21 protein-coding genes are annotated in these 26,464 nt (G+C 65.1%); 12 read left to right on the top strand and 9 right to left on the bottom strand.

The features are described 5' to 3' along the window. Positions 1 to 60: 60 nt before the first annotated feature. Entirely contained in the window at positions 61 to 762 is a 702-nt protein-coding gene (locus NTH_RS17095) for a glutathione S-transferase family protein (protein ID WP_338531145.1), read from the bottom strand. A 219-nt stretch (positions 763 to 981) separates the two neighbouring features. Here NTH_RS17095 and NTH_RS17090 point away from each other — a divergent pair, with 219 nt between their 5' ends. The 4 genes from NTH_RS17090 (at position 982) to NTH_RS17075 (ending at position 4,024) form a co-directional block, all read left to right on the top strand. Beyond that, the gene (locus NTH_RS17090) at positions 982 to 1,149 is read left to right on the top strand and encodes a hypothetical protein (RefSeq protein ID WP_338531144.1); all 168 of its coding nucleotides are present in this window, start codon (positions 982 to 984) and stop codon (positions 1,147 to 1,149) included. 43 nt (positions 1,150 to 1,192) lie between these two features. Next, on the top strand, positions 1,193 to 1,387 hold the full coding sequence (locus tag NTH_RS17085) for a hypothetical protein (RefSeq protein ID WP_338531143.1): 195 nt from the start codon (positions 1,193 to 1,195) through the stop codon (positions 1,385 to 1,387). 71 nt (positions 1,388 to 1,458) lie between these two features. Next, positions 1,459 to 2,958, top strand: coding sequence for an AMP nucleosidase (locus NTH_RS17080; RefSeq protein ID WP_338531142.1), 1,500 nt, complete (start codon positions 1,459 to 1,461; stop codon positions 2,956 to 2,958). A 10-nt stretch (positions 2,959 to 2,968) separates the two neighbouring features. Beyond that, complete coding sequence (locus NTH_RS17075) at positions 2,969 to 4,024, top strand: endonuclease/exonuclease/phosphatase family protein (protein WP_338531141.1); 1,056 nt, start codon at positions 2,969 to 2,971, stop codon at positions 4,022 to 4,024. Here the strand turns inward: NTH_RS17075 and NTH_RS17070 are convergent. Next, positions 4,009 to 5,721 (bottom strand): electron transfer flavoprotein-ubiquinone oxidoreductase, encoded by a 1,713-nt coding sequence (locus NTH_RS17070; RefSeq protein ID WP_338531140.1) that lies wholly within the window; start codon positions 5,719 to 5,721, stop codon positions 4,009 to 4,011. The genes NTH_RS17075 and NTH_RS17070 overlap by 16 nt on opposite strands. Positions 5,722 to 5,912: 191 nt before the next feature. Here NTH_RS17070 and NTH_RS17065 point away from each other — a divergent pair, with 191 nt between their 5' ends. Then, the gene (locus tag NTH_RS17065) at positions 5,913 to 6,557 is read left to right on the top strand and encodes a hypothetical protein (protein ID WP_338531139.1); all 645 of its coding nucleotides are present in this window, start codon (positions 5,913 to 5,915) and stop codon (positions 6,555 to 6,557) included. A gap of 37 nt (positions 6,558 to 6,594) precedes the next feature. Then, complete coding sequence (locus NTH_RS17060; protein ID WP_338531138.1) at positions 6,595 to 7,461, top strand: uracil-DNA glycosylase; 867 nt, start codon at positions 6,595 to 6,597, stop codon at positions 7,459 to 7,461. On the opposite strand, the gene NTH_RS17055 is transcribed toward NTH_RS17060, so the two are convergent. After that, positions 7,458 to 7,853 carry a hypothetical protein gene (locus tag NTH_RS17055; protein WP_338531137.1) on the bottom strand — a complete coding sequence of 132 codons (396 nt, stop codon included), beginning with the start codon at positions 7,851 to 7,853 and terminating at the stop codon, positions 7,458 to 7,460. The genes NTH_RS17060 and NTH_RS17055 overlap by 4 nt on opposite strands. Before the next feature lie 139 nt (positions 7,854 to 7,992). Between NTH_RS17055 and NTH_RS17050 the strand changes: the two genes are divergently transcribed. Beyond that, positions 7,993 to 8,793 carry a helix-turn-helix domain-containing protein gene (locus tag NTH_RS17050; protein WP_338531136.1) on the top strand — a complete coding sequence of 267 codons (801 nt, stop codon included), beginning with the start codon at positions 7,993 to 7,995 and terminating at the stop codon, positions 8,791 to 8,793. 281 nt (positions 8,794 to 9,074) lie between these two features. Further along, positions 9,075 to 9,839 carry a hypothetical protein gene (locus NTH_RS17045; RefSeq protein WP_338531135.1) on the top strand — a complete coding sequence of 255 codons (765 nt, stop codon included), beginning with the start codon at positions 9,075 to 9,077 and terminating at the stop codon, positions 9,837 to 9,839. Positions 9,840 to 9,861: 22 nt separating this feature from the next. Here the strand turns inward: NTH_RS17045 and NTH_RS17040 are convergent, their stop codons facing one another. Both NTH_RS17040 and NTH_RS17035 read right to left on the bottom strand, forming a co-directional pair. Then, complete coding sequence (locus NTH_RS17040; RefSeq protein ID WP_338531134.1) at positions 9,862 to 10,815, bottom strand: DMT family transporter; 954 nt, start codon at positions 10,813 to 10,815, stop codon at positions 9,862 to 9,864. Positions 10,816 to 10,909: 94 nt separating this feature from the next. Next, positions 10,910 to 13,222, bottom strand: a complete 2,313-nt coding sequence (locus NTH_RS17035; protein WP_338531133.1) for a xanthine dehydrogenase family protein molybdopterin-binding subunit — start codon at positions 13,220 to 13,222, stop codon at positions 10,910 to 10,912. A 146-nt stretch (positions 13,223 to 13,368) separates the two neighbouring features. On the opposite strand from NTH_RS17035, the gene pepN reads away from it, so the two are divergent. The 4 genes from pepN to NTH_RS17015 all read left to right on the top strand — a co-directional run bounded on the left by pepN (position 13,369) and on the right by NTH_RS17015 (position 19,733). Continuing rightward, positions 13,369 to 16,014 carry an aminopeptidase N gene (gene pepN, locus NTH_RS17030; RefSeq protein WP_338531132.1) on the top strand — a complete coding sequence of 882 codons (2,646 nt, stop codon included), beginning with the start codon at positions 13,369 to 13,371 and terminating at the stop codon, positions 16,012 to 16,014. Positions 16,015 to 16,144: 130 nt separating this feature from the next. Next, complete coding sequence (locus NTH_RS17025) at positions 16,145 to 18,478, top strand: PAS domain-containing sensor histidine kinase (RefSeq protein WP_338531131.1); 2,334 nt, start codon at positions 16,145 to 16,147, stop codon at positions 18,476 to 18,478. Between the two features lie 82 nt (positions 18,479 to 18,560). Next, complete coding sequence (locus NTH_RS17020) at positions 18,561 to 19,454, top strand: serine hydrolase (RefSeq protein WP_338531130.1); 894 nt, start codon at positions 18,561 to 18,563, stop codon at positions 19,452 to 19,454. A 27-nt stretch (positions 19,455 to 19,481) separates the two neighbouring features. Further along, on the top strand, positions 19,482 to 19,733 hold the full coding sequence (locus tag NTH_RS17015; protein WP_338531129.1) for a hypothetical protein: 252 nt from the start codon (positions 19,482 to 19,484) through the stop codon (positions 19,731 to 19,733). 12 nt (positions 19,734 to 19,745) lie between these two features. Here NTH_RS17015 and NTH_RS17010 read toward each other — a convergent pair whose 3' ends face one another. The 4 genes from NTH_RS17010 to NTH_RS16995 form a co-directional block, all read right to left on the bottom strand. After that, complete coding sequence (locus tag NTH_RS17010) at positions 19,746 to 22,703, bottom strand: bifunctional [glutamine synthetase] adenylyltransferase/[glutamine synthetase]-adenylyl-L-tyrosine phosphorylase (protein ID WP_338531128.1); 2,958 nt, start codon at positions 22,701 to 22,703, stop codon at positions 19,746 to 19,748. Beyond that, positions 22,704 to 24,113: a HAMP domain-containing sensor histidine kinase gene (locus tag NTH_RS17005; RefSeq protein ID WP_338531951.1), complete on the bottom strand. Its 1,410-nt coding sequence runs from the start codon at positions 24,111 to 24,113 to the stop codon at positions 22,704 to 22,706. Positions 24,114 to 24,121: 8 nt separating this feature from the next. Continuing rightward, a complete protein-coding gene (locus NTH_RS17000; protein WP_338531127.1) occupies positions 24,122 to 24,796 on the bottom strand; it encodes a response regulator transcription factor in 675 nt (224 codons plus the stop codon). Between the two features lie 133 nt (positions 24,797 to 24,929). Beyond that, positions 24,930 to 26,444: a Do family serine endopeptidase gene (locus NTH_RS16995; protein WP_338531126.1), complete on the bottom strand. Its 1,515-nt coding sequence runs from the start codon at positions 26,442 to 26,444 to the stop codon at positions 24,930 to 24,932. Between the last annotated feature and the right edge of the window lie 20 nt (positions 26,445 to 26,464).

Genomic DNA, 26,464 nt, shown 5'->3' with positions numbered 1-26,464 from the left:
CGCGCCGCGCAAAGAGAAGGGCCGCGCGAAACGCACGGCCCTTTTGCAGCGCGTCGAAGGTCAGCTCGCGCGCTGGCCGAACAGAACCTTCTGCGCTTCCTTGTCCTCGGCGATGTTGCCGCGCTTTTCCTTACCGACCGCAAGGCCGCGCTGGACCGCCGGGCGGGCCATGATCGTCTCGAACCAGCGTTTGAGATTGGGAAAGTCGTTCAGGTCCTGGCCCTGGCGTTCATGCGGCTTGACCCAGCCGACCGACGCGATGTCGGCGATGGAATAGTCGCCGGCCAGGAAATCGCGGTCGGCGAGGCGCTTGTTCATCACACCGTAGAGGCGGTTGACCTCGTTGGTGTAGCGCTCGATCGCATAGGGAACTTTTTCCGGGGCGTATTGACGGAAGTGATGCGCCTGCCCCGCCATCGGGCCGAGACCACCCATCTGCCAGAACAGCCATTGCTCCACTTCCACGCGCTGGCGCTCGTCCTGCGGATAGAACTTGCCGAACTTGCGGCCCAGATACTGGAGGATGGCTCCCGATTCGAAGATGGAGATGGGTTCGCCGCCCGGACCCTCCGGATCGACGATGGCCGGCATGCGGTTGTTGGGCGCGATCTTCAGGAACTCGGGCCGGAATTGCTCGCCCTTGCCGATGTTCACGTAGTGAACTTCGTAGGGAACGCCCAGTTCCTCCAGCATGATGGAGACTTTCCAGCCATTGGGCGTCGGCCAATAGTGAAGTTCTATCGGTTGATGCTGCTCGCTCATTCGCCTCTCTCCTGTTTCCTCCAAGACATAGGCACGTTTCCGCCACATCGCAATGACGGCAAAAAGACCGGGAGGAACGCTCGACATATGGGGCCGTTTACGATATCTGGAACGGATAGTTTATTCGCATTTACGAAGTTGAACGGCCGATGAACAGCCTTCTCAGTCGCCGTTCAGGCACGTCCGGGCATATTGCCGGAACGATGAAGGAGACACCTCATGCTGGCAACGCGTGGCTTTACGGCGATCTGTGTGCTGATGGCGATCGCCGGCATGGTGGCCGCGGTCATGGTTGCCGAGGCCAGTCGTTCGGGCGGCTATTGGCGCGGCAACCTGACGGTGGACTCCTGCCTCGATCATAGTGTCAAGAGCCTGTGCGCTATCTGAGCACGGCTCGCAAGTCGCCCCGGGGCGGGCGGGCAGGTGAGAAATGAAGGCAAGAAATTTCATGACGAACGGCATGCGCATGCTCCCGGGGCTTATCGCCCTTGCCTGCATGGTCAGCATTCCTCTGGCAGCTGTCGGCACGGTGCGGGCGGGCAATGAAAATATCATCGAGGGCACCTACCAGAAGTCCAGCGGGGCCGGCTTCGTGCTCATGGTGAGCCTGCAGCGGGCACAGTAGACTTTTTCGCACATTGCCGCCGGTGAGCAACAAGGCCTCGAAACTGTCACCGTGAGTGCCTATAATGGGACATGGACAAGCGAATCTATCCTCAGCCGATTGAAACCATCTCCAGCCCCGAGCCCAGCGCGCGGCAGGCTTTTTCCGATCCGCGCGCGGCGGTCGATGCGCTGAAAGCCATCTACGACCGGAACACGGCGTTCCTGCGGGATGCCTTCGTCCACGTGGCCAAGACGGGCGAGAGCGAGCGCCGATATCGCGCCTACTACCCGGAAGTCAGCCTCGCGACCTCATCCTTTGCGCAGATCGATACGCGGCTCGCCTATGGGCATGTGCCCGAGCCTGGCACCTACCGCACCACGATCACCCGGCCGGATCTTTTCGACCCCTATCTGACCGAGCAACTCGGGCTTCTCATCCGCAATCACGGGGTGCCGATCATCGTCCGCGAATCGGACACGCCGATACCGCTGCACTTCGCCTTCCTGAGGGACACCTATGTGGAAGGCTCGGTCGCGGACCGGCTCAAGCGGCCTCTGCGCGATCTTTTCGACGTGCCCAATCTGAACTCCACCGACGACCACATCGTCAACGGCACCCACGAGCCGTCGCCGGGCGACCCGATGCCGCTGGCGCCGTTCACGGCGCAGCGCATCGACTATTCGCTGCACAGGCTTTCGCACTATACGGCGACGGCACCGGACCATTTCCAGAACTTCGTGCTATTCACCAACTACCAGTTCTATATCGACGAGTTCTGCGCCTATGCGCGCGGGGCGATGGCGCGGGGAGGCGAAGGCTACGAGACCTTCGTCGAGCCCGGCAACATCGTGACGCAGGCCGGAGAAACCACGCCGCCGGAAACGGCGCTGCAGCGCATGCCGCAAATGCCGGCCTACCACCTGACCCGTCCCGACCATTGCGGAATCACCATGGTCAATATCGGCGTCGGCCCGTCCAACGCGAAAACGATCACCGATCACATCGCAGTGCTGCGGCCGCATGCATGGCTGATGCTGGGCCATTGTGCCGGCCTGCGCCACACGCAGGCGCTGGGCGACTACGTCCTGGCCCATGCCTATGTGCGCGAAGACCATGTGCTGGACGACGACCTGCCGGTCTGGGTGCCGCTGCCGGCCCTGGCGGAGGTGCAGGTGGCGTTGCAGGAAGCGGTCGCGGAGATCACCGGGCTTTCCGGCTACGATCTCAAGCGGATCATGCGCACAGGCACGGTGGCAACCATCGACAACCGCAATTGGGAACTGCGCGACCAGCGGGGGCCGGTGCAGCGGCTTTCGCAGTCGCGGGCGATCGCGCTCGACATGGAATCGGCCACGATAGCCGCCAACGGGTTCCGCTTCCGCGTGCCTTACGGCACGCTTCTGTGCGTTTCCGACAAGCCGCTGCATGGCGAGCTGAAGCTGCCGGGCATGGCCACCGATTTCTACAAGCGGCAGGTCGCCCAGCATTTGCAGATCGGCATACGTGCGGTCGAAAAGCTGGCGGCGATGCCGCCGGAAAGGCTGCATTCGCGCAAGCTCAGAAGCTTCTCCGAAACGGCCTTCCAGTAGCAGGCGCACGATGGCGGAGACGGCGGAAGCAGGAGGCGCGTCGGAATTGCGGGGCCACCGCCGTTGGGCCTGCCCGTTGCTCGCCATCGCCGCCATGGCTGCCACATTGCCGCTGGTCGCCGGCTACTGGGGCGCGCTGCATCCGGCGTTCGACGCGCTGGTACATTTCCGCTTTCACCTGGCCGCGCTGGTGGCTCTTCTGGCCCTGCCGCTTCTGTTTTTCCGCGGCTGGCGCCAGATCGCACTGATGGCGCTGGTGTTGAGCGCAGGTGCTGTCGGGTCGACGCTGACCTATGGTGGCGGCGGACTGGCGGTAGCGGCCGTATCGCAAGAGCCTTCGGCGCGCTACCGGCTCCTGCATCTCAACCTGCGTTACGACAACGCAACGCCCAAGGCGGTACTGTCCCTGATCGGCCACTCGAACGCGGATGTGGTGGTTCTCACCGAGGTTTCCGACATGTGGCGGGCCGAGCTCGCCTTCATCGAAGGGGCCTATCCCCATCGCATCGTCTGCAGGGCTCGGGCCCATATCGGGGGCGTCGCCATCCTGTCGCGCCGACCCTTCCGGCATCCGGCAGCAACTGCCTGTCTCGATCGCGGATCGATGGCGACGGCCAGCATCAGTCTGGGCGGCAACACCATCACCGTCGCGGCGCTGCATCTGGGCTGGCCCTGGCCATTCGACCAGCATGAACATGTGAACCGGGTGCGTCCGGCGCTGGCATCGCTCGGCCCCACCGCCATTCTGGCCGGCGACTTCAACGCATCGCCGTGGAGCGTGACGACGCGGATGGTCGAGGCCGCGGGCGGATTGACGGCGCCTCGATGGGTGGGACCGACATGGCTCAAGCGGCCCTTGCCGGACTTCCTGCGCCGCTATGCCGGCCTGCCGATCGACCACATTCTGACCAAGGGCCGCGTGCGGACGCTGTCGATCGAGCGGCTGGAAGACGTGGGATCAGACCACCTGCCGGTGCTGATGTCGTTCGAGATCGAGCCGGGCAGCGAGGAACAGCCGATCATGCAGGCCAGGACCTCTGTGAAGCAGAGCTACATCCCCGAATAGACCGGCCCCTCGCCGCCCTGGGGAGGCACCCAATCGATGTTCTGGTTGGGGTCCTTAATGTCGCAGGTCTTGCAATGGACGCAGTTCTGCGCGTTGATGACGAAGCGGGCCTCGCGGCTGGTCCTGGCCTCGCCACCCTTCTTGGAGGCTCCCGGGCCGCCGGCCAGCGCGTTGCCGTCGGCATCGACCCATTCGTAGACGCCTGCCGGGCAATAGCGGGTCGAGGGGCCGGCGAAGACGGCGAATTCCGAACGCTTCTGGAGTTCCATGTCCTTGACCTTCAGGTGGACCGGCTGGTCCTCTTCGTGGTTGGTGTTGGACAGGAAGACCGAGGACAGGCGGTCGAAGGTGAGCACGCCGTCCGGCTTGGGATAGTCGATAGGCTTGTGCTTTTCGGCCGGCTCCAGCGCCTCGGCATCGGACTTTCCGTGCTTCAGCGTGCCGAAGAAGGAGAAGCCGAGGAGTTGGTTTGTCCACATGTCGATGCCGCCCAGGGCGACGCCCGCCAGCGTGCCGAAGCGCGACCACAGCGGCTTGACGTTGCGGACGCGCTTCAAATCCTTGCCGATGTCGGACGCGCGCCAGGCTTCCTCGAAAGCGGTCAGGTCGGCGTTCTCCCGGCCTTCGGCAAGAGCCTCCGCGACGTGTTCGGCGGCCATGATGCCGGACAGCACGGCATTGTGCGACCCCTTGATGCGCGGCACGTTTACGAGACCGGCCGAGCAGCCGATGAGCAGCCCGCCGGGAAAGGACATCTTGGGCACGGACTGCAAGCCGCCCTCGGTGATGGCCCGCGCGCCGTAGGAGATGCGCTTGCCGCCCTCGAAAGTCGGGGCGATCGCCGGATGCGTCTTGAAACGCTGGAACTCCTCGAAGGGCGCGATATAGGGATTCTTGTAGTTGAGGTGTAGCACGAAGCCGACCGCAACCTTGTTATCCTCCAGATGATAGAGGAAGGAGCCGCCGCCGGTCTTCATGTCCAGCGGCCAGCCGAAGGAATGCTGCACAAGGCCCGGCCGATGGTTCTCCGGCTTCACCTCCCACAGCTCCTTGAGGCCGATGCCGAATTTGGGCGGCTGGCGGCCGTCGTCGAGCTTGAACCTGGCGATCAGCTGCTTGGCGAGCGAACCGCGGGCGCCTTCGCCGATCAGCACGTATTTTCCCATCAGCGCCATGCCGGGCGCATAGGCGGGGCCGCGGCTGCCGTCGCGCAGCACGCCCATGTCGCCGGTGGCCACGCCGATGACGGCCCCTTCGTCGTTGTAGATCACCTCGGTGGCGGCGAAGCCCGGATATATCTCGACCCCCAGCGCCTCCGCCCTCTCGGCCAGCCAGCGGCACACATTGCCGAGCGAAACGATGTAGTTGCCGTGATTGTTCATCAGCGGCGGCATCATGAAATTGGGCAGGCGCAGCGACCCTGCCGGACCGAGGACCAGAAACCGGTCGTCCGCGACCGGCGTCTTGAAGGGGTGGCTCTCGTCCTCCCGCCAGTCCGGCAGCAGGCGATCGATGCCGATGGGATCGACAACCGCGCCGGAAAGGATATGCGCGCCGACCTCGCCGCCCTTTTCCAGAACGACCACGGAAAGCTCCGGATTGAGCTGCTTCAGCTTGATGGAAGCGGCCAGCCCTGCGGGCCCCGCGCCGACGATGACGACGTCGAATTCCATGCTTTCGCGCTCGGTCTCGCTCATTCCTGTCTCCCCGGTTGCCACGCCAACGATGCGCCGGCTGCCTCTTATCGTCGTCCCGGCCTATAGCGCATGTTCGCTCGCCCGAACAGGGCCGGCGCGGGCCGGAACGCGTCTGCAATTTATACTTTTACGTAAAGGTAATTCAAGGCCTCTCCGATCCCCTCTCCCCCGGGGGCCGTGCATGCGCTACAATGGGCCAGCGGCACGCGATGGCCGAACACGCGCCGGCCGAAGGTGAGGACATGTGGAGCCTCTCGCAAATTCTGGTGGCCGTTTCGGCCGCCTTCATCACTCCCGCGGCAGGGCCTGCGGACGACGGGCAATGGCCGGTTGGCGGCTATCGGTTTTCCGACGAGATGGGCGGCTTCCGCATCGTGGAGGCCCATGGCGAGGGGACGCGGCGGGATCCGGTTGTGCTGACCCAGGAGTTCTACTCGGCGAGCCCGGTCGTGCTCGTCATCCGTGGATACGGGCCGGACGCCGGCCCGCGCACCATACCGGGGTCGCCCGGCACCGCGCTCTATCTGACATTGCGCACACGCAACGCGAGCGGGCTCGGCTGGATCGAGTTTCAGTTCGAACTGCAGGAGGAACCGGGCCAGCCCAGCACCTATGGCGACGGACTGTCGTTCGACCAGCGGCGGTTCGAGCCGCGCGGAATGGGATCCGACAGTTTCGAGCTTCATGATCGCAATTTCGAGCCGCATGACCGGCTGCTTTTCCGCGAGGGCAAGGTCGACCCGGATGAAACAGCCAGTTTCTCCATCCTGATCACCGACCTGACACCCGTTTCGCCGTTTTATCTGGTGCAGGACCCCCGCATTCCTCTTTCGTGAGCTTGCATTGGGGCGCGCGAGAGACAAGATTGGCGCCATGAAAACAGAAGCCTCCGACACGAGTTTCGGCCTGCGGGAATTGCTTGCCTTCTATGCCGACGCCGGCGTCGAGGAGGCATTGTGCGAGGAGGCTGTCGACCGCTTTTCGGAGGGACCTGCGGCACGGGAGAGACCGGCCGGGCCGCACGGCAGTGCCGCACGTGGCGCGCCGTCCCCTCCTCCGGCGCCCGCCCCGGCCCCCGCCGCCCGATCCGAGCGCGCGGCCGCGCCTGCCATTGCGCCGGCGGCCAGCGTACCCGACGAGGCTCAGGCGGCGAGGGCCCGCGAACTGGCGCGGCAGGCGGCAACGCTCGACGAGTTGCGGTCGATTCTGGAAGGGTTCGACGGCTGCAATCTCAAGCTGACCGCCAAGAACCTCGTCTTCGCGGACGGCAATCCGCAAGCCGACCTGATGCTGGTGGGCGAGGCGCCGGGCCGCGACGAGGATTTGCAGGGCCTGCCTTTCGTCGGGCGCTCGGGGCAGCTGCTGGACCGCATGTTGGCGGCGATCGGACGCGACCGCACATCCGCCTACATCTCCAACGTCATCCCCTGGCGGCCGCCCGGCAACCGCGACCCCTCGCCCATCGAGACCGAGATATGCCGTCCCTTCATCGAGCGGCATATCGAACTGGTGAGACCGAAAGTGCTGGTGACACTGGGCAATCCGTCGACCAAGCTGCTGCTGCGGACCACGACCGGCATCATGCGGATGCGCGGCAAATGGGCCGAGCACGAAACGGCGGGCGGCGAGAAAATCGCCACCCTGCCCTCGCTGCACCCCGCCTATCTGCTGCGCAATCCGGCGCACAAGAAGCTGGCATGGCGGGATTTCCTCGCGGTGAAAGCGCGGCTGGAACCTTAGCCGGGCACCACGGCCGCGCGTAGCCCCGCCGCTTGAAGGGCGGCGAACAGGGCCACCGCCAGAGCCTGCGCGGTGATGAAGAGCACACCCAGAAGGTTCGGCTGGACGATACCAATGGCCATGATCGCAAAGCTGGCGATCACCCACAGCACGTTTACGCCCACAATGTCGATGAGCACGATGCGCGGTGCGCTGGACCGGCGGGCGACGGCGACCAGCACCGCGACGAACGGCACGAGCACGAGGCCGGACCAGAACAGCAACGTGGATGGCAACGCCAGCAGGCCGGACAGGACGCCGGCGCCGCCGATCATCAGAACGCCCGCAGCGCCGCTGACGGCCGCGTCCAGCAGGAGGACCTTGCGGAGATATGGGGTGATGGGTTGGCTCATGATCTTTCTCCTCGATTGGGCCGGCGCTCGCCGGTTCACGCCGAAAGATTGACCGTTTCCGGCGCTCAAGGCGATTACGCGGGAGGTAATGGTATCGATGCTTCAGGCGAGGTAGCTTGCGGCCATGGACACGAGAAGCATGGAAAATGACAGCCCCGGCGACCTGCTGCGGGACTGGCGCAAGCGGAGGCGGCTGAGCCAGCTCGACCTGGCGCTGGAGGCAGGCATCTCGCAGCGCCATCTGAGCTTCGTGGAGAGCGGACGTGCCAGGCCTTCGCGGGACATGGTGCTGCTTCTGGCGCACAGCCTTTCGCTGCCCCTGCGCGAACAGAACCGCATGCTGCTGGCCGCCGGCTTCGCGCCTTCCTTTCCCGAGCGCAGCCTGGACGATCCGGCATTGAAGCCCGCGATGGACGCGGTGCAGCGGATCCTCGACGGCCATGCCCCCAACCCGGCCATCGCCATCGACCGGCACTGGAACATGGTTGCCTCCAACGAGGCGATCGCGCCCTTTCTGGAGGGCGTCGAAGAGACGGCGCTGCTTTCGCCGCCGGTGAACGTGCTGCGGCTCAGCCTGCATCCGAAGGGAATTGCGCCGCGCATCGTCAATCTGGCGCAATGGCGAAACCATGTGCTGGAGCGGCTGAAGCAGCTTAACGGGCAGTTTGCCGATCCGCAGCTCTATGCGCTCGAAAAGGAACTTGCGGCCTATCCGGCGGGAGCCGCGCAGAGGGGCAAACGTCCGGCGGAGGCCGAGACGATCGCGGTTCCGCTGCGCCTGCGGGCGGGGCAGGAAGAACTCTCCTTCATCACCACCACCACTGTGTTCGGAACGCCGCTCGACGTCACCCTGTCGGAGCTGGCGCTGGAGACGTTCTTTCCCGCCGACGATGCCACGGCGCGCTTTCTGCGGCAGCGCGAGGGGCGGCCCGGCAAATAGGCGCCGGGAGCGCGCGGACGGCGAGAAGTTCGTCGCCCTGCAGGAACCGGGCGGACCTGCATATGCAATTTTTAAGACACTTTCTTCGATTAACTCAACCTTAACTAGAATTTTTCATTCTTGTCGTGTCACTAAACCCGGAGGCCGGCATGACCGCTCAAGAGTCTTTCGGGGGGCTTACAATCGCCTGCGCGCTGTTTCTAGGAAGCATGGGATCGATGGCGGACGCTGCGGATCTGTCTCCGCAGCCTCCATGCAGATGCGCGTCCAAGCATGAAGGATTGGCCAAGCTGGAGTCCGGCCTTGCCGCGATAGGCGGCGGAACGACCGGCTATGTCGAGGGCCATCTGCACAAGTCCGAGAGCAAGCTCGAGAATGGCGAACTCAAGGGAGCCGGATGGGCCTTGCGGGGCACGGTTCATACCGGCCTTCCCGATGGATGGAATATCCAGCTGGACGGCGCCTACCACGAGGGCAAGATCGACGATCTGCGCCTAACGAGCTTTTCGGGCACGCTGCACGCCTATCAGCGCCACCCGGACCGGTACGCGCTGGGGGCCTTTCTCCAGGGCTCCAAGGCGAAGGCTCGTTTGTCGTCCCTCCTGGCTCCCCCGAGCGCGGAGCAAAAACTTACCGACACCGTCGGCGGGCTGGAAGGCGCCTACTTCCTGGACAACATGACGCTCATCGGAAAAGTCGGTTTCGGCAAGAGCTCCCTTGCCGGTCTGGACGCGGACCATCTCCTGGCGGAGGCCGGCATACGCTACTACTACAACGACAATATCCGCTTCGACCTCGAAGGCGGGATAGACCGCCTTTCGTCGGACGAGGCGCGCTATGACGTGACATCACTGTCCGCGCTCGCCAACTACCGTTTCGACGAGCGCCCCTTCAGCGTCTTTGCCGGATATCGCCATGAGACCGCAAAGGTGAAGACCCATGCGACCTCCGACAAGGTCAGGACCGGCACGCTTATGGCCGGTGCGCGCTTTCACTTCGGCTCCGGCAGCCTGAAGGAAGAGGAGCGCCACGGACCTTTGTGGTAGGCGCCTTCAAAAGCACAGGCATCTACGAGCCCGGCGGCACGAAACGCCGGGCCGCGCTTCTTTGGAGGCCGATGCGATGCTCGCGCCAGATGATGAAAAGGCCGGCGCCCACGATGATGAGGCCGCCGACGAGCGTGTAGAGCGTCGGCACGTCCTTGAAGACGAAATAGCCGATAACGATGGCAAGGACCATCGACGTGTATTCGAAGGGCGCGATCGTCGACAGTTCGGCATAGCGATAGCATTGCGTCATCAGGATTTGCGCGACGCCGCCGCAAAGGCCCGCACCCACGAGCGCCAGCATCTGGCCGTTGGATAGCGCAATCCAGCCGAAGGGGAGCGACACGAGCGACATGACGGTGGCGGTGACCGAAAACCACAGGACGATGGTCGCCGTCCTTTCGGTCTGCACCAGCTTTCGCACAAGCAGCATGGCGACGGCCGAACAGGCCGCGGCGGCCAGGACGGCAATGACGCCGAGCCCCTGCTCCGCCGCCATGCCCCCCTCGCCGCTCAACAGGGTCAGCTTGGGCCAGGCGACGATCACCACGCCGACAAAGCCCACGACGACCGCGCTCCAGCGATACATGCGCACGGTTTCGCCCGCGAACAGGGCGGAGAAAACGACGACGATGAGCGGCTGGGCATAGTTCAGCGTGATCGCGTCGGGCAGCGGCAGCTTCGTCAGGCCGTAGAAGCCCAAGGCCATGGCCACGACGCCGACAAGTCCGCGCGCAATATGCCCGAACGGCCTGGAGGTGTGGAAGGCGGTAGCCAACTCGCGCTGCCAGGCGAGCATGGCGAAGATCGGGAAGATGGCGAAGAAGGATCGGAAGAAGACGATCTGCCCTGGCGGCACGTCGCCCGAATATTTGATCAGAGAGGACATGCAGACGAAGATCGTCACCGATACGACCTTCAGCGCAATGCCTATCAGCGGTCGGCTCGAAGAGCCCAAATCGGTTATGGCCGGCATGCGCGCGCCCCGCGTGGAGCATAAGGGACGGCACGAGCGGAAAGCGGCGCGCGCGCCCCCGCTTTCCGCCATGCAGGGCTAGGCAAATCCGGGTTCACCCTTTTCCCGAAGCCTCCCGGATGGCGCTCCACAGGCGCGACGGCGTTGACGGCATCTCGATGTGGTTGATGCCGTATGCACGCCACAGGGCATCGACGACCGCGTTATGGACGGCGGGCGTCGCGCCGATGGTGCCTGCTTCGCCCGCGCCCTTGATACCCATGGCATTGGTGGTCGAGGGCACGTTGCGGGTTTCGAAATGGATGTCGGGAAGAAGGTCCGCGCGCGGCATGCCGTAATCCATGAAGGTGGCGGTGACGAGCTGGCCGTCTTCGGAATAGACCGTGTCCTCGGTCAGCGCCTGGCCGGCACCCTGGGCAACGCCGCCATGAACCTGCCCGGCCAGGAGAACCGGGTTCACCGTCGCGCCGAAATCGTCGACGATCCAGTAGCCGACGAGAAGCGTATCGCCGGTGGCCGGATCGATCTCCACCTCGCAGATATGGGTGCCGTTGGGATAGGTCGCCTCGTCCTGCACGAATTCGCCGAAGCCCTTGAGGTCGTCCGGCTGCCTGGCGGCCTTGGCGATGGCCGAGAAATCAAGGCTGCGGTCGGTGCCCACGATGCGGGCGGTGCCGTCCACCAGCTCGATGTCGGCGGCGGAGGCCTCCAGCTCGTCGGCGGCGATCTTCCTGATCTTTTCGGCAAGGTCCTCGCCGGCGCGGGAGGCCGAGACGCCCCCCAGCGGAATGGACCGCGAGCCGCCGGTGCCGCCGCCCTTGGCCAGCACGCTCGTGTCACCCTGGTGGACGGTGATCCTGTCGATGTCGAGATTGAGCTTTTCGGCGACAAATTGCGCGTAGGCCGTGGCGTGACCCTGGCCGTTCGACTGGGTGCCGATGGCCAGCGTCACCGTGCCGTCCCCGTTGAGCGTGACGTGGGCGGGCTCCGAGCCGGCGAAGGCGCATGCCTCGATATAGGTCGCCATGCCGATGCCGCGGATCCTGCCGCGCCGGGCCGCCGCTTCCGCCCGTTTGTCGAAGTCGGCCCAGCCGGCGCGCTCCATGCACAAGTTCATGTGCCCCTCGAACTCACCCACATCATATTTGCGGCCGGTCTGCGTGGTGTAGGGGAATTGCTCGGGCCGGATGAAATTGCGGCGCCGGATCTCGTCGCGGCCAAGGCCCGTCTGGCGGGCGCATTCATCGACCAGCTTTTCGAGGAGAAAGGCCGCTTCCGGCCGCCCGGCCCCGCGATAGGCGTCGACCGGACAGGTGTTGGTGTAGACGCCGTCGATGGTCACGTCGAGCGCCCGGATGTCGTAGACGCCCGTCGACATGGACACGCCGACGAAGGGAATGAAGGGACCGTATTGCGAGATATAGGCGCCCATATTGGCGATGAGATTGACGCGGAGCGCAAGGAAGCGGCCGTCCTTATCGAGCGCCATCTGGGCCTTGACCACGTTGTCGCGGCCCTGCGCGTCGGTCATGAAATGCTCGGTGCGGTCGCCGGTCCATTTGACGGGCCTGCCGAGGCGCCTGGCCGCCTCCATCACCAGAGCGTATTCGCGATAGACGAAGGTCTTGGGACCGAAGCCGCCGCCCACGTCCGGCGTGATCACCCGCAGCTTGTCCTTGCCGATTCCGAAGACCTGCTTCGCCAATATCTCCTGCATGGAGTGCACGCCCTGCGAGCCGGTGGTGAGCGTGAAATGCTCGCTCGCCGCGTCCCATTCGGCCAGCGCCGCGCGCGGCTCCATGTAGTTGGAAACGAGGCGGTTGTTCTTGAAGGAGGTCTCGACCACGCGGTCGGCCTTGGCGAACGCGGCTTCCGACTTCGCCTTGTCGCCGACATGGTAGCGAAAGGCCCGGTTGCTCCCGAGGTCCGGCCAGACCAGCGGTGCGCCATCGTCCAGCGCGGCCGCCGTATCGACGATTGGGTCCTCGTCCTCGAAGTCGATCTCTATCAGCTCGGCGGCGTCCTGCGCCTGGCTGCGGCTGTCGGCCACGATGAAGGCGATGGCGTCGCCCACATATTGCACGCGTTCACGGCACAGGATCGGAATGTCCTTGGTGGGCGCAAACGTGCCGTCGGGCTGCTTCTGCATCGCGCCGGATTTCAGGTTCCCCAGATGGGCCGTGTCGGCGCCGGTGAGTACCAGGTGCACGCCGGGCGCGGCCCTTGCCTCGTCCAGGGAGCCGATGGTGAACCTGGCCTTCGCCATGGGCGAACGCAACACATGGGCATGCAGCGTGCCGGCCGGTGTGATGTCGTCCGTGTAGCGCCCCTTGCCGGTGAGGAAGTTCCGGTCTTCCTTGCGCAGCACGGATGCGCCCATGCCGAATTTCGGTGTGAGAACCGTCATACCGAGTTCCTTGCCCGTGAAATGGAAACCAATGAAGACATAGAGATGATGCCAGTTTTGTCGACCCGCTCCATCGTGTAAAGAGCCACAGTCGATTTTGTTGGTCCAGCATCGCGGCGAGCCTGGACCCTTCCGGAGTATGTTGAATGCGCACCGATACCGGCCAGGTGTTCCGTCTCGAGGACTACGGCCCGAGCGACTACCTCATCCCCGAGACCGACCTGACGTTCCAGCTCGATTCCGCCGATACCAGGGTCGAGGCGCGGCTTACGGTGGAAAGGCGGGACGGCGTGGCTGCCGACAGGCCGCTGATTCTGGACGGCGACGGGCTGACGCTCGAAAGCCTGCTGGTCAATGGCGCGCCGGTCGCCGAATCGGACTACGAGGCGACAGCGGACAGGCTCGTCCTGCGCAGCACGCCGCCGGCAAAAAGGTTCGAGCTGACGCTGGTGACGCGCACCGACCCTTCGGCCAACAAGGCGCTGATGGGGCTCTACGTCTCGAACGGCGTTTTCTGCACCCAATGCGAGGCCGAGGGCTTTCGCCGCATCACCTATTTCCTTGACCGGCCGGACGTCCTGAGCGTCTACCGGGTTTGTCTGGAGGCCGACAGGAAAACGGCACCGCTGCTGCTTTCCAACGGCAATCCGACCGACAGCGGAGAACTCGAGCACGGCCGTCATTTCGCGGTCTGGCACGACCCGCACCCCAAGCCGTCCTATCTCTTCGCATTGGTGGCCGGCGACCTCGGCGCGGTGCATGACACCTTCACCACCGCATCCGGGCGCGATGTGACGCTTGCCATCTATGTGGAGCACGGCAAGGAGGCGCGCGCGACCTATGCGATGGACGCGCTCAAACGCTCCATGCGCTGGGACGAGGAGCGCTTCGGCAGGGAATACGATCTTGATGTCTTCAACATCGTCGCCGTCTCCGATTTCAACATGGGCGCGATGGAGAACAAGGGCCTCAACATCTTCAACGACAAATACGTGCTGGCCGACCCGGAGACGGCCACGGACATGGATTTCGCCAATATCGAAGCCATCATCGCCCACGAATATTTCCATAATTGGACTGGAAACAGAATCACTTGCCGCGACTGGTTCCAGCTCTGCCTGAAGGAAGGGCTGACGGTCTATCGCGACCACGAATTCTCCGCCGACCAACGTTCGCGGGCAGTCAAGCGCATTGCCGAGGTCAGGACGCTGCGGGCGCATCAGTTCCCGGAAGACCAAGGCCCGCTTGCCCACCCGGTAAGGCCCCGCCGCTACCGCGAGATCAACAATTTCTACACCGCCACCGTCTACGAAAAAGGCTCCGAGGTCGTGCGCATGATCCGCACGCTGCTGGGCGCGGACAAGTTCCGGGCGGGCATGGACCTTTACTTCGAGCGCCATGACGGCCAGGCGGTCACGATCGAGGACTTCGTGCGCTGTTTCGAGGAGGTCTCCGGCGCCGACCTCGCCCAGTTCGCTCTCTGGTACCACCAGGCCGGCACCCCGAACATAACCGCCAGCGGCCGCTATAACGGGCGCGCGCGGGAATTCACGCTGGAGATCGAGCAGAGCGTGCCCCCTACCCCATCGGAGGCGCGCAAGCGCCTGATGCACATCCCGCTGGCCTTCGGCCTGGTCGGGTCGAACGGCGAGGATATGACGTTCGACGGCGCCGACGGCGCCACTGTCGAGGACGGCGTGATCCATGTGCGCAAGCGCAAGCATGTGATCCGTTTCAAAGGCATCGGCGCGCGGCCGGTCGTCTCGCTCAATCGCGGGTTTTCCGCGCCCGTGACGCTTTCGCTCGAAGCCTCCGCCGAGGACCGCATGTTCCTGGCCCGCCACGACAATGACCTGTTCTCGCGCTGGCAGGCGCTGAACACGCTCTTCACGGAAGCGTTGATCGAGGCGACACAGCGCATCAGAGGCGGCAAGGAGGCCGCATTTCCCGATGAGCTGCTTGCCTATCCGGCCGAGATCGCATCCGACGAAACGCTGGGGGCCGCCTACCGCGCCCAGGCCCTGACGCTGCCGGCGGAGGCCGACATTGCGCGCGAGATCGGCAGCAGTATCGATCCCGACGCCATCCATGCCGCCATTTCCGGGCTGCGAGAGGCCATCGGCAGTCAGTGCGCCGGCACTTTCGGAGAACTCCATGAAGCGCTCGACAGCGGCGAAACGTTCACGCCCGATGCCGCGAGCGCCGGCCGGCGGGCGCTGCGCAACGTGCTTCTCGACTATCTGAGCGCCGGCACCGGCACGCCTGAACATGCCACGCGGCAATTCGAGACGGCCGACAACATGACGGCGATGGCCGCCGCCCTCGCCGTTCTCGCGCACCAGTTTCCGCACAGCCCGCAGACCGCGCAGGCCCTTGCGCAGTTCGAGGAACGCTACCGCGGCAATCCGCTTGTGCTCGACAAATGGTTCATGGTGCAGGCCACCACGCCCGGCCCGGACGCGGTGGAGCGGGTTCGCGGGCTGATGGCGCACGAGGCCTTCTCGCTCGCCAACCCCAATCGTGTGCGGGCGCTGATAGGCACCTTCGCCAGCGCCAACCAGACCGGCTTCCACCGCGCCGACGGCGAGGGATACCGGTTCCTGGCCGAGACGGTGCTGGCGATCGAGAAGGACAATCCCCAGCTGGCCGCGCGGCTGGCCATCGCCTTCAGGTCGTGGAGGTCGCTGGAGAAAAAGCGCCAGGAGCACGCGCGCGAGGCCCTCGCCACCATCTCCCAGGCAAAGGAGCTTTCACGCGATCTGCGCGACATCGTGGAACGCACGCTCGCCTGACCTGCCGGTAAGTATTTATCAACTTTTCCGCTGGGCTCTGGACAAGGCGAATCACCTCTGATTCCTTATGGATGATTCGCAGGTGCGGTTTGGCGAATCATCGGGGAAACAACACGAGGGAGCCCTTCGGATGGCGAAGGCGGAGCCGTGGGCGGCCATGCCCACGGGGGGCATATTTGCGCGCTGGCGCAGGCGGCAGGGAGGCGGCATCGGTGTCGCCGGCAATGCCAAGATCATCGCCGCGCCGGCCTACGAACAGCTTCTTGCCATCGAGCCCTATCTGCGCCGCGCGATCCCCATACTCATCGTCATTTTTCTGCTGATCATCGCGGCGGCGCGGGCCTTCTCGCTGATGAGCTGGCGCGACGACATCGAGCGCGACGTCAAGACCGTGTTGGCCATCACCGCTGCGAACCTGGCGCAGTCCATGTCGCTCACGCAGAGCGCGGGCGCCGACCCCCTGGAGCCGCGCGAGGCCGTGCGGCTGATCGATGCCGCAAACCGGCACCTGGCGGCAGGCGGTGGCTGGGTGCTGGCGGTGACCGACGACCGGTTCAAGGTCATCGCCTCCTCGCAGCGCGGGCATGATCTGAACGGAAGGAACCTGGAGACGGTTTTCTCCGGAGGGCAGCCGCTCTTCATGTTCGGCGAACGCGCCGGCGTGCTGGACGTGCGGATAGGCAGCGCCGACTGGCTGGCTGCCATCAATGTCATGGAAGGCGGCGGCGCGGCAGTGGCGCTTGCCTCGCGCGATGCGGTCTTCGGCAAGTGGCGCAAATCGGTGTCGCTCAACGCGACCCTGTTCGTTCTGACGGCCAGCGTGCTGATGGCGATCCTCTACGCCTATTTCAGCCAGGCCGCGCGGGCGCAGGCGGCGGACCGCATATATCTGGAGGCGCACCAGCGCATCGATCTGGCGCTGGTGCGCGGCAAATGCGGCCTGTGGGACTGGGACATGGGCCGCGGCAAGATGTACTGGTCGCGATCCATGTACGAGATGCTGGGCTATGAGGCGGCGGACGTCATGCTGTCCTTCGGCGACGTCGCGGCGATCATCCATCCCGACGATGGCGATCTTTTCGAACTGGCCAACCGCATCGTGGCGCGGGAGACCGACCAGATCGACCAGGTCTTCCGCATGCGGCACGCCAGCGGAAACTGGGTGTGGATGCGCGCCCGCGCACAGGTCGTCGATCCCGACTCGCAGGAAATCCACCTCATCGGCATCGCCGTCGACGTGACGGAGCAGCGCACGCTGGTCCAGCAATCGGAAGCTGCGGACCAGCGGCTGCGCACTGCGATCGAGAACATCACCGAATCCTTCGTGCTTTGGGATTCGGCTGAGCGGCTCGTCATGTGCAACACGAAGTATCAGCAATATACCGGGCTCGATCCGGCCGAGATCGTGCCGGGCGTGCGACGCGCCGACATCGAGGCGCGCATGAACTCGATCCGCTCCGAGCGCCGCTTGGCCGGGTCGGCCGATCCGCGCGCGGGCGTGACCTTCGAGCGCCAGCTTGCGAACGGGCGCTGGCTGCAGGTGACGGAACTGAAAACCCGCGATGGCGGCACGGTGTCCGTCGGCACGGACATCAGCCAGTTGAAGCAGCACCAGGAAAAGCTGGTCGACAGCGAGCGGCGCCTGATGGCGACGATCCACGATCTGAGCGTGGCGCGGCGGGCCGAGCAGGAGCGGTCGCGCGAATTGGTCGAACTCAACCGGAAATATATGCGCGAGACCGAGCGCGCCGAGGCGGCGAACAGGGCGAAGTCCGAGTTCCTCGCCAACATGTCCCACGAGCTGCGCACCCCGCTCAACGCGATCATCGGCTTTTCGGAACTGATGCAGCAGGGCCTTTTCGGCCCGCTGGGCTCGGATCGCTACGACGAATATGTCGGCGACATCTATTCGAGCGGCACTTATCTGCTGGGCGTCATCAACGACATCCTCGACATGTCGAAGATCGAAGCAGGCCAGTTTTCCGTCGACAGGGAACGCATCGACCTTTGCCCGCTCATCCGCGAGACCGTGCGGGTGGTGGCGCTGCAGGCCGACAAGAAGCAGATCGAGGTCCGCACGAGGATTCCCGATTCCATTTCGCTTTATGCCGATCGCCGCGCCATCAAGCAGGTGGTCATCAACCTCCTTTCCAATGCAGTCAAATTCACCGGCGAAGGCGGGCACATAACGCTGCGGGCGCGGCGGACCTCGAAGGCGGTGGTCCTGACCATCGAGGATTCGGGCTGCGGCATTCCGCGCGAGGCGCTCAGGAAACTGGGCCGCCCGTTCGAGCAGGTGCAGAACCAGTTCTCAAAGAACCACACGGGCTCCGGCCTCGGCCTTGCGATCTCGCGCTCGCTGACGGAGTTGCATGGCGGCGCGCTCAAGATCCGCTCGACCCAAGGGGTCGGCACGGTCGTTTCGGTCAGGATACCGGTGGCCGAGCAGGCAAGGGCCGCGTAGCAAAGCAATGCTCCGGCAGCGCGCAAACATCGCCACATTCTGCTGCATGCTTGCGGTACCCTAATAAGCAGGAGAACAGCGTATGCGCTTCATCTTCGGCGTGGCCGTCGCCCTGGCAATCATCCTGTTCCCGCCGTCGGCCTTGGCAGACGAGGCCACGAGCGCCCGGTCGCTACTGGAGCGCATGTTCAAGACGGGCGAAGCGGAGCCCGAATGGTTCGCGCAGGATTTTCTGGCGCAGGTGCCAGCGGAGCGTGTGAGCGAGATCGTATCTGCGCTGCGGGAGCAGCACGGGCCGTTTCAGTCGGTGGAGGGCCAGGGGCAGAACTATACGGTGACGCTCGAACGGGCAGAGGTGCCCACCCGGATCGTGCTCGACGCGGAGGGCCGCATCGCCGGCCTGCTGTTCCAGCCGGTGGCGGCGGGGACGATTTCGGAGCAGGTCGAAGCGATTGCCGATCTGCCGGGGCAAACAGCGGTGCTCGTCGTCAGCAACGGCGCTGAGCGGGCTGCTCACAATGCCGGCGAACCGCTTGCAGTGGGGTCGGCCGCCAAGCTCGCCATCCTGAAGGCGCTCGCCGGGGCCTATGAGGAGGGTTCGCTCGGCCCGCAAACGGTCGTATCGCTCGACCCAGAGTGGAAGTCGCTGCCCTCCGGCATCCTTCAGGACTGGCCGGACGGGTCGCCGCTCACTGTCGCCACGCTCGCCAAACTGATGATCTCGATCAGCGACAATACGGCGACCGACGCGCTCATTCGGCTCGTGGGCCGGCAGGCGGTCGAGGCCGAGGCGGCGCGGAATGTGCCCTTCCTCACGACGCGGGAGCTCTTCATCCTCAAGGGCGCCGGCAACGCCGAACTGCGGGATGCCTGGGCGGAGGCAAGCGCCGAGGGCCGGCGCGACATTCTGGAACAGATCGCGTCATCGCCCTTGCCGGAAGAGCTGGCCACGGAGCCCACGGTCGACATAGAATGATTCTTCTCGGCCCGCGAGCTTTGCGACTTGATGGAAGCCGTGGCGTCGCTGCCGCCGCTGCACATCAATCCTGGCCTGGCCGAGCCCGAGCGCTGGCAGCGCGTCGCCTACAAGGGCGGCTCGGAGGCCGGCGTGCTGAACTTCACCACCTGGGTCGAGGGTGCCGACGGAGACACCCATTGCGTCGTCGCCACCTGGAATAACGAGGCAGCGCTCGATGAACAGAAGCTGGCGGGCAGCTACCGCGCCATACTGCGATCGCTGCGCGAGGATAACTGAGCCGGCAGGCGGCTACGGGCGCAGCAGCCGCTCGAAATGCGCCCGGACCTTCGCCGCGGTCTCCTTCACATGGGCTTCCAGGACTGAAAGTTCGGGGAGATCGGCGGTGCGCAGGATGAGGTCGGCAAGCCCCGGCGGCACGTCGTCGGGATCGAGCGGGCCGGTGAGACAAAGCCGTACGATCTGCGTCAGCGACATATAGAGGCGATGGGCGGCGACGAGATCGTCGCTCGTCTGCGCATCGGCGAAATCGGGGGCAAGATTGGCCAGGACCGCATCGGTGCGGGTCGGACGGGGCTCCGCGGTGCATTTTCCGGACAAGACGGCGCTTTGGGCGATGAATTCGAGATCGATGATGCCGCCCGGTATGAGCTTGAGGTCCCATATGTCGCGCGGCGGCTTTTCTTCCTCGATCAGACGCCGCATCTTTACCGCATCCGTGCGAATGGTGCGCGTGTCGCGTGGCAGTCCGACGACCTGCTCGACCTCTTCGCGCACTTCCGCGCACAGGCTTTCGTCGCCGCCGATCGGGCGGGCGCGGGTGAGCGCCATGTGCTCCCATGTCCAGGCGTCGGAGCGCTGATATTTGCGGAAGGCCTCGATATGGGTGGCGACCGGCCCCTTATTGCCCGACGGGCGCAGGCGCAGATCGAGTTCGTAAAGCACGCCCTCGGCGGTCGGCGCCGATACGGCGGCGATGAGGCGCTGGGTCAGCCGTGCGTAATATTGCGAGGGCGCCAGCGGCTTCGCGCCGTCCGATTCGTCGATGTCGGCAGCGTGATCGTAGAGCAGGATGAGGTCCACGTCCGAACCGGCGGTCAGTTCGCGGCTGCCCAGTTTGCCCATGCCGAGGATCGCCGCCCGCCCGCCCGGCACCTTGCCGTGCGTGAGGGCGAACTGCTCGTGGACGGCATCGAAGGCCGCGGCAATGGTGAGATCCGCAAGGTCGGAGAACGCCTTTCCGGCGCGATCGGCATCGATGCCGCCGGTGAGAAGGCGCATGCCGATGAGGAACTTCTGCTCTGCGGCGAATATCCGCAGCCGGTCGAGCACTTCCTCGAAGGCACGGCCACCGGCCAGAAAGGTCTCCAGCCGTTCCGCAAGATATGCCTTGTTCGGCAGTTCGGAAAGAAGATGCGGGTCGAGCAGCCCGTCGAAGACGTGGGGGCGGCGCGTGATGATGGCGGCAAGGCGCGGCGCCGCGCCCATGATGGTGGCAAGCAGTTCCAGAAGGCGCGGGTTCGACTGAAGCAGCGAAAAGAGCTGGATGCCAGCAGGCAGCCCTGAGAGAAACTCGTCGAAACGCAGCAGCGCCTCGTCGGCCCGCCGGGTCCTGCCGAAGGCCTCCAGCAGCGCCGGCGTGAGCTCGGTCAGCCTTTCGCGGGCTTCGGCGGACTGGGTGGCGCGATAGCGGCCGAAATGCCAGCCGCGAATGATGCGCCCGATGTCGCTCGGACGTTCGAAGCCGAGCCCGGAAAGGGTTTCCAGAGTTCCCGGATCGTCGCCGTCGCCGGTGAAAACGAGGTTGCCGAGGCCGCGCGAGAGCTGCGGAGCGGTTTCGAACAGAGCAGCATAGTGCCTTTCGACCAGATGCAGCGCCTTCCTGAAAGCCTCGGCGAAAGCCTTGCCGTCGGCCATCCCGAGCATGCGACCGATGCGGTCGAGGCCTTCGTCGTCCTCGGGCAGGATGTGGCTCTGCTCGTCGTCCACCATCTGGATGGCGTGTTCGACATCGCGCAGGAACCAGTATTGCTCGGCGAGGCCTTCGGCCGCTTCCTCGTCGATCCAGCCGTGCTCCGACAATTGTCCGAGCATCTCCACGGTTCCGCGCCCGCGCAGTTCGGGAAAGCGGCCGCCGGCGATAAGCTGCTGGGTCTGCACGAAGAATTCGATCTCGCGGATGCCGCCGCGCCCGAGCTTCACGTTGTGACCGCGCACCGTCACTTCGCCATGACCCTTGTGGGCGTGGATCTGGCGCTTGATGGAATGAACGTCGGCAATCGCCGCATAGTCCAGATATTTGCGCCAGACATAGGGCTGGAGCTCCCGCAGGAAGTTCTCTCCCGCCGCGATGTCGCCGGCGATGGCACGCGCCTTGATCATCGCGGCCCGCTCCCAGTTTTGGCCGCGGCTTTCGTAGTAGTGGAGCGCCGCCTCGACGGGAATGGCCAGCGGGGTGGAGCCGGGGTCCGGGCGCAGGCGCAGGTCTGTCCGGAAGACATAGCCGTCCTCGGTGCGGTCCTGCAGAAGGCGCACCAGCCGGCGGGTCAGGCGGACGAAAATTTCCGGCGCATCGATCGGATCGGTCACGGCGGGAGCGTTGGGATTGATCAGAACGATCAGGTCTATGTCGGACGAAAAGTTGAGTTCGCCGGCGCCGAGCTTGCCCATGGCCAGCACGATCCATCCGCAGCCCCGCGAAGGGCGCGCGGGGTCGGGCAGCGCCAGCTTTCCCTGGCGGTGGGCGTCGAGAAGCAGAAAGTCGACGGCGGCGCGAACGCAGGCGCAGGCGAGCGCGCTCAGCCGCTCAACGGTCTTTTGCGCACCGGCCTCGCCCGACATGGCGCCCAGCCCGATGAGGAAATGCGCCTCGCGTTTCAGGCGCCGCAGCAGCGCCATCATGGCGCTCTCGGAATTTTCCTCGGCGAAGGGCGCGGCGTCGATCGCAGCCGTCAGCGCCGAAAGCCGTTGTTCAAGGGTCTGATCGAATAGATGTTCCAGCGCCTGCGGGTCCCTTCGCGCGCAGTCGCGCAGATAGGGCGAAAGATCGAAGACGGCGCCGAGGAAACGGGCGGACGGCCCCTCTTCCGCGAGCAGTCGCGCAAGGCGGGGGCAACCCTCCTCCCCGGCATTTTCGGCAAGCGTTCTGGCTTCCTCGCGGGCGTGCTCTTCATCGAGCGCGGTCAGCGGCCGCGGCGGCGTGGAGAACCAGCCGCTTGGTCGCGCTTGCCTTTTTCGTGTCCCTTCCATTCACTCAGTCTTGCCCAACGGGAAGACCATCGCAACCGCAAGCCCCCGCTCGCCCCCTGAAAGTTCCAGCCGGCCGCCGTGGAACTTCATGACGGCCTTGGCAAGGCTGAGGCCGAGGCCCGAACCGGGCTGACTGCGGCTCGCTTCCAGACGGACGAAACGCTCCGTTGCACGCTCCCTGTCGCCGGCCGGTATGCCCGGGCCGTTGTCGGTGACCAGAAGCCGCGCCTCGCGCTTCGACCGCTCGAGCGATACCGCGACGTGCGGCGCCTCGGCGGCGCCGGCCGAATATTTGATGGCATTGTCGACGATGTTGGAGAGCGCCTGGCCTATCAGCTCGCGGTTGCCGTCAATTCGCACGCTCTCCTCCACGGTGCCCACGAGGGCTACGCCCTGCTCCTCGGCAAGCGGCTCATAGAGCTCCACCACATCGGCAAGGATGGCGTCGAGTTCTACCGGCTGGGTGGTTTCGGCCGAATAGCCGGCCTCCAGCCTGGAGATCATGAGAATGGCGTTGAAGGTGCGGATGAGCTGGTCCGATTCGGCGATCGTCTGTTCCAACGCCTCGCGGCAGGCGGCACTGTCGGCGCCGCTGCGCAAAGCCGCGTCGGCCCTGTTGCGCAGGCGTGTCAGCGGCGTCTTCAGGTCGTGAGCGATGTTGTCGGAGACCTGCTTCAGCCCCTCGTTCAGGGCCGCGATGCGGTCCAGCATGGAATTGAGGTTTTCCGACAGGCGATCGAACTCGTCGCCGGTGCCCGTCACCGGCAGCCGGCGGGTAAGATCGCCGCCCATGATCTCGTTGCTTGCCTCGGACACGCTGTCGATGCGCTTCAACGCCCGGCGGCCGACGAAGAACCAGATAAGGAGCGCGCCGAAACCCATCATGCCGAGAGCCGCCATGAGGGAGCGGCGCACCACCTTGCGGAACTTCTCGGGCTCGCCGAGATCACGTCCCACCAGCAAGATCATCCCGTTCGGCAGGCGCAATATCTGGGCCACGGCGTTGTGGTACCCCGAAGGGCCCGTGCCGTCACGCTGCGAACGTGTCTCGCCGTAGCGCAGATAGGCGAATGGCCGGGCGGTCCAGCCGGTCGTATCCAGCACGCCCGGTTCCAGACTTTCGACATTGCCGCCCAGGATCGAGCCGGTGGCATCGGCAATGAGATAGAGATTGGCGCCGGGCTGACGCGCCCGCATCTCCATCACCCGCACCAGCCGCGGCAGGCCGCCGCGGCGATATGCCTGGTCCAGACTGGCGACTTCCTCATGGATGGCCTCGCGGGTCTGGGCCGTAAGCATGCGGACCGACAACGACGTCATGTAAATGACGAGAAAGACCGCGCAGATCGCGAACAGTATCAGGTACAGCGCGGAAAGCCGCGCCGCCGTCGTTCGCATGATCGCCGGCATGGAAGCCACTAGCCGGCCTTCAGCATATAGCCGGCGCCGCGCACCGTGTGGAGCACAGGCGTCTCGAAGCCGCGCTCGATCTTGCCGCGCAGGCGGGAAATATGAACGTCGATCACGTTGGTCTGCGGATCGAAATGGTAGTCCCATACGTTCTCGAGCAGCATCGTGCGCGTCACGACCTGGCCCGCATGGCGCATGAGATATTCCAGCAGGCGGAACTCGCGGGGCTGCAGCGTGATATCCTGCCCTCCGCGCCTGACCGAGTGCGAAAGGCGGTCGAGCTCCAGATCGCCGACCCTGTAGACCGTCTCGATCTCCTTGGCGCCCCCGCGGCGTTTCAACACCTCCACCCGGGCGAGCAGCTCTGAGAAGGCGTAAGGCTTGGTGAGGTAATCGTCGCCGCCTGCCCGCAGTCCCGTTACCCGGTCGTCGACCTCCCCAAGCGCGGAAAGAACGAGCGCCGGCGTGGTGTCGCCGCTGGCGCGCAATTCGGAAATGACGGAAAGGCCGTCCCGGCGCGGGAGCATGCGGTCCACCACCAGCACGTCATAGCTGCCGGTCTGCGCCAGCGAGAAACCTGTCTCCCCGTCGGGCGCGACATCGGCGGTGTGGCCGGCCTCGGCGAAGGCCTTCTTCACAAAGCTGGCAGCTTCGCCGTCGTCTTCGATCACCAGAATCTTCATCTTGGCCTTATAGCACCTTCGGGCTTTCAATCGAAAAGACGCGGCGGCGGGAAAACCCACCGCCGCGCCCCGAGCGGGTCACGCTCTGACACCGGCCTTTTTTGGGGGAAAGCCGGTGGGTTCCTGCCGCCCTTTAGCCGACGGGCAGCGTGACGAAGCGGTTGGCGCTGTCGCGCACCACCTGCAGCAGGATCGCCTGGCGGCCTGCCTGCTCGGCCGCCTCGACGGCAGCCTTCAGATCCTCGACGGAACTGACATCCTGGGTGTTGACCGAACGAAGCACGTCGCCGGGCTGAATGCCGTTTTCGTCGGCGACGCTGCCGGGCTCCACGTCGGTGACGACCAGGCCAACGCCATCCTCGGACGGCGTGACCGTGAGGCCGAAGCCGGCCGCAGCCGCATCGGCTTCCGGTGCAGGCTCTTCCGAGGGTGCGGAAGCAACCTGCTGGTCCGTGGGCATTTCACCCAGTTCCACCTCGAGCGTTATGGCTTTGCCATTGCGCCAGACGGAGACCTCTACCTTCTCACCCGGCGGCAATTCGGCCACCTTGCGGGCCAGTTCGCGGGGAGAGTCAATGCTCTCGCCCTTAACGGCGAGAATGACGTCGCCGGCGCGAATACCGGCCTTGGCGGCGGGCTGGCCTTCCTGCGTGCCCTGGATGAAGGCGCCCTTTTCTTCATCGAGACCAAGCGATTCGGCGAATTCGGCCGTGACGGGGCGGATTTCGACGCCCAGCCAACCACGCTCGATCTCGCCTTTCTCGATGAGCTGCTGCGTGACGCTCTTGGCGAGCGAGGCCGGAATGGCGAAAGCGATGCCGACATTGCCGCCGGAAGGCGAGAATATCGCCGTGTTCACGCCGATGACCTCGCCCGACAGGTTGAAGGCCGGACCGCCCGAATTGCCGCGGTTCACGGCCGCGTCGATCTGGATGTAGTCGTCATAGGGATTGGCGCTGATCTCGCGTCCGCGAGCCGAAACGATGCCGGCCGTCACGGTACCGCCGAGACCGAAGGGATTGCCCACGGCCACGACCCAATCGCCGACCCTGACGCGGTCGTCATCGGCAAAATCGACATAGGTGAACTTGCGCTTCTCCTCCACCTTGAGGACGGCCAGGTCCGTGCGGGGGTCGGTTCCCACCAGGGCTGCATCGATCTCGGTGCCGTCATCCATGACGACGGTGTACTGGTCGCCACCCTGGATCACGTGGTTGTTGGTGACCAGGTAGCCATCCTCGGAGATGAAGAAGCCGGAGCCCTGCGAGACAGGCCGGGGCGGACGCGGCCCGCGATCACGCCGCTCACCGCGCGGCGGCTCCCTGAACTGGTCGAAGAAGCGCTTCATCGGATGGTCGTCGGGAAGATCCTCGAAACCGGGCATATCGAAGAAGGGAGCCGCGGGACCGCTCGCCTCCTGAACGCTGCCATTGACCCTGACGGAGACCACCGCCGGTGAAACCAGCTCCACGACGTCGGCAAAACTCGGCGCCTGTACGGGCGCATCCAGCTTCACCGGCTCGGCCAGTACGGGGACCGCGCCCGTGGTGACGGCGCCAAGACCGACCGCACCGGCGATCGCCACGGAGGCGGCGGTTGCCACCAGTCTCTTGCGCGTCTTCGATATAGTCGAGTTGTTTGCACTCATATCGATAGAGGCTCCTTTGC

This window comes from Nitratireductor thuwali (assembly GCF_036621415.1).
Taxonomy (GTDB): domain Bacteria; phylum Pseudomonadota; class Alphaproteobacteria; order Rhizobiales; family Rhizobiaceae; genus Chelativorans; species Chelativorans thuwali.
Note: the sequence above shows the minus strand (reverse complement) of the source record. Positions and strands in the feature narration are given on the sequence as shown.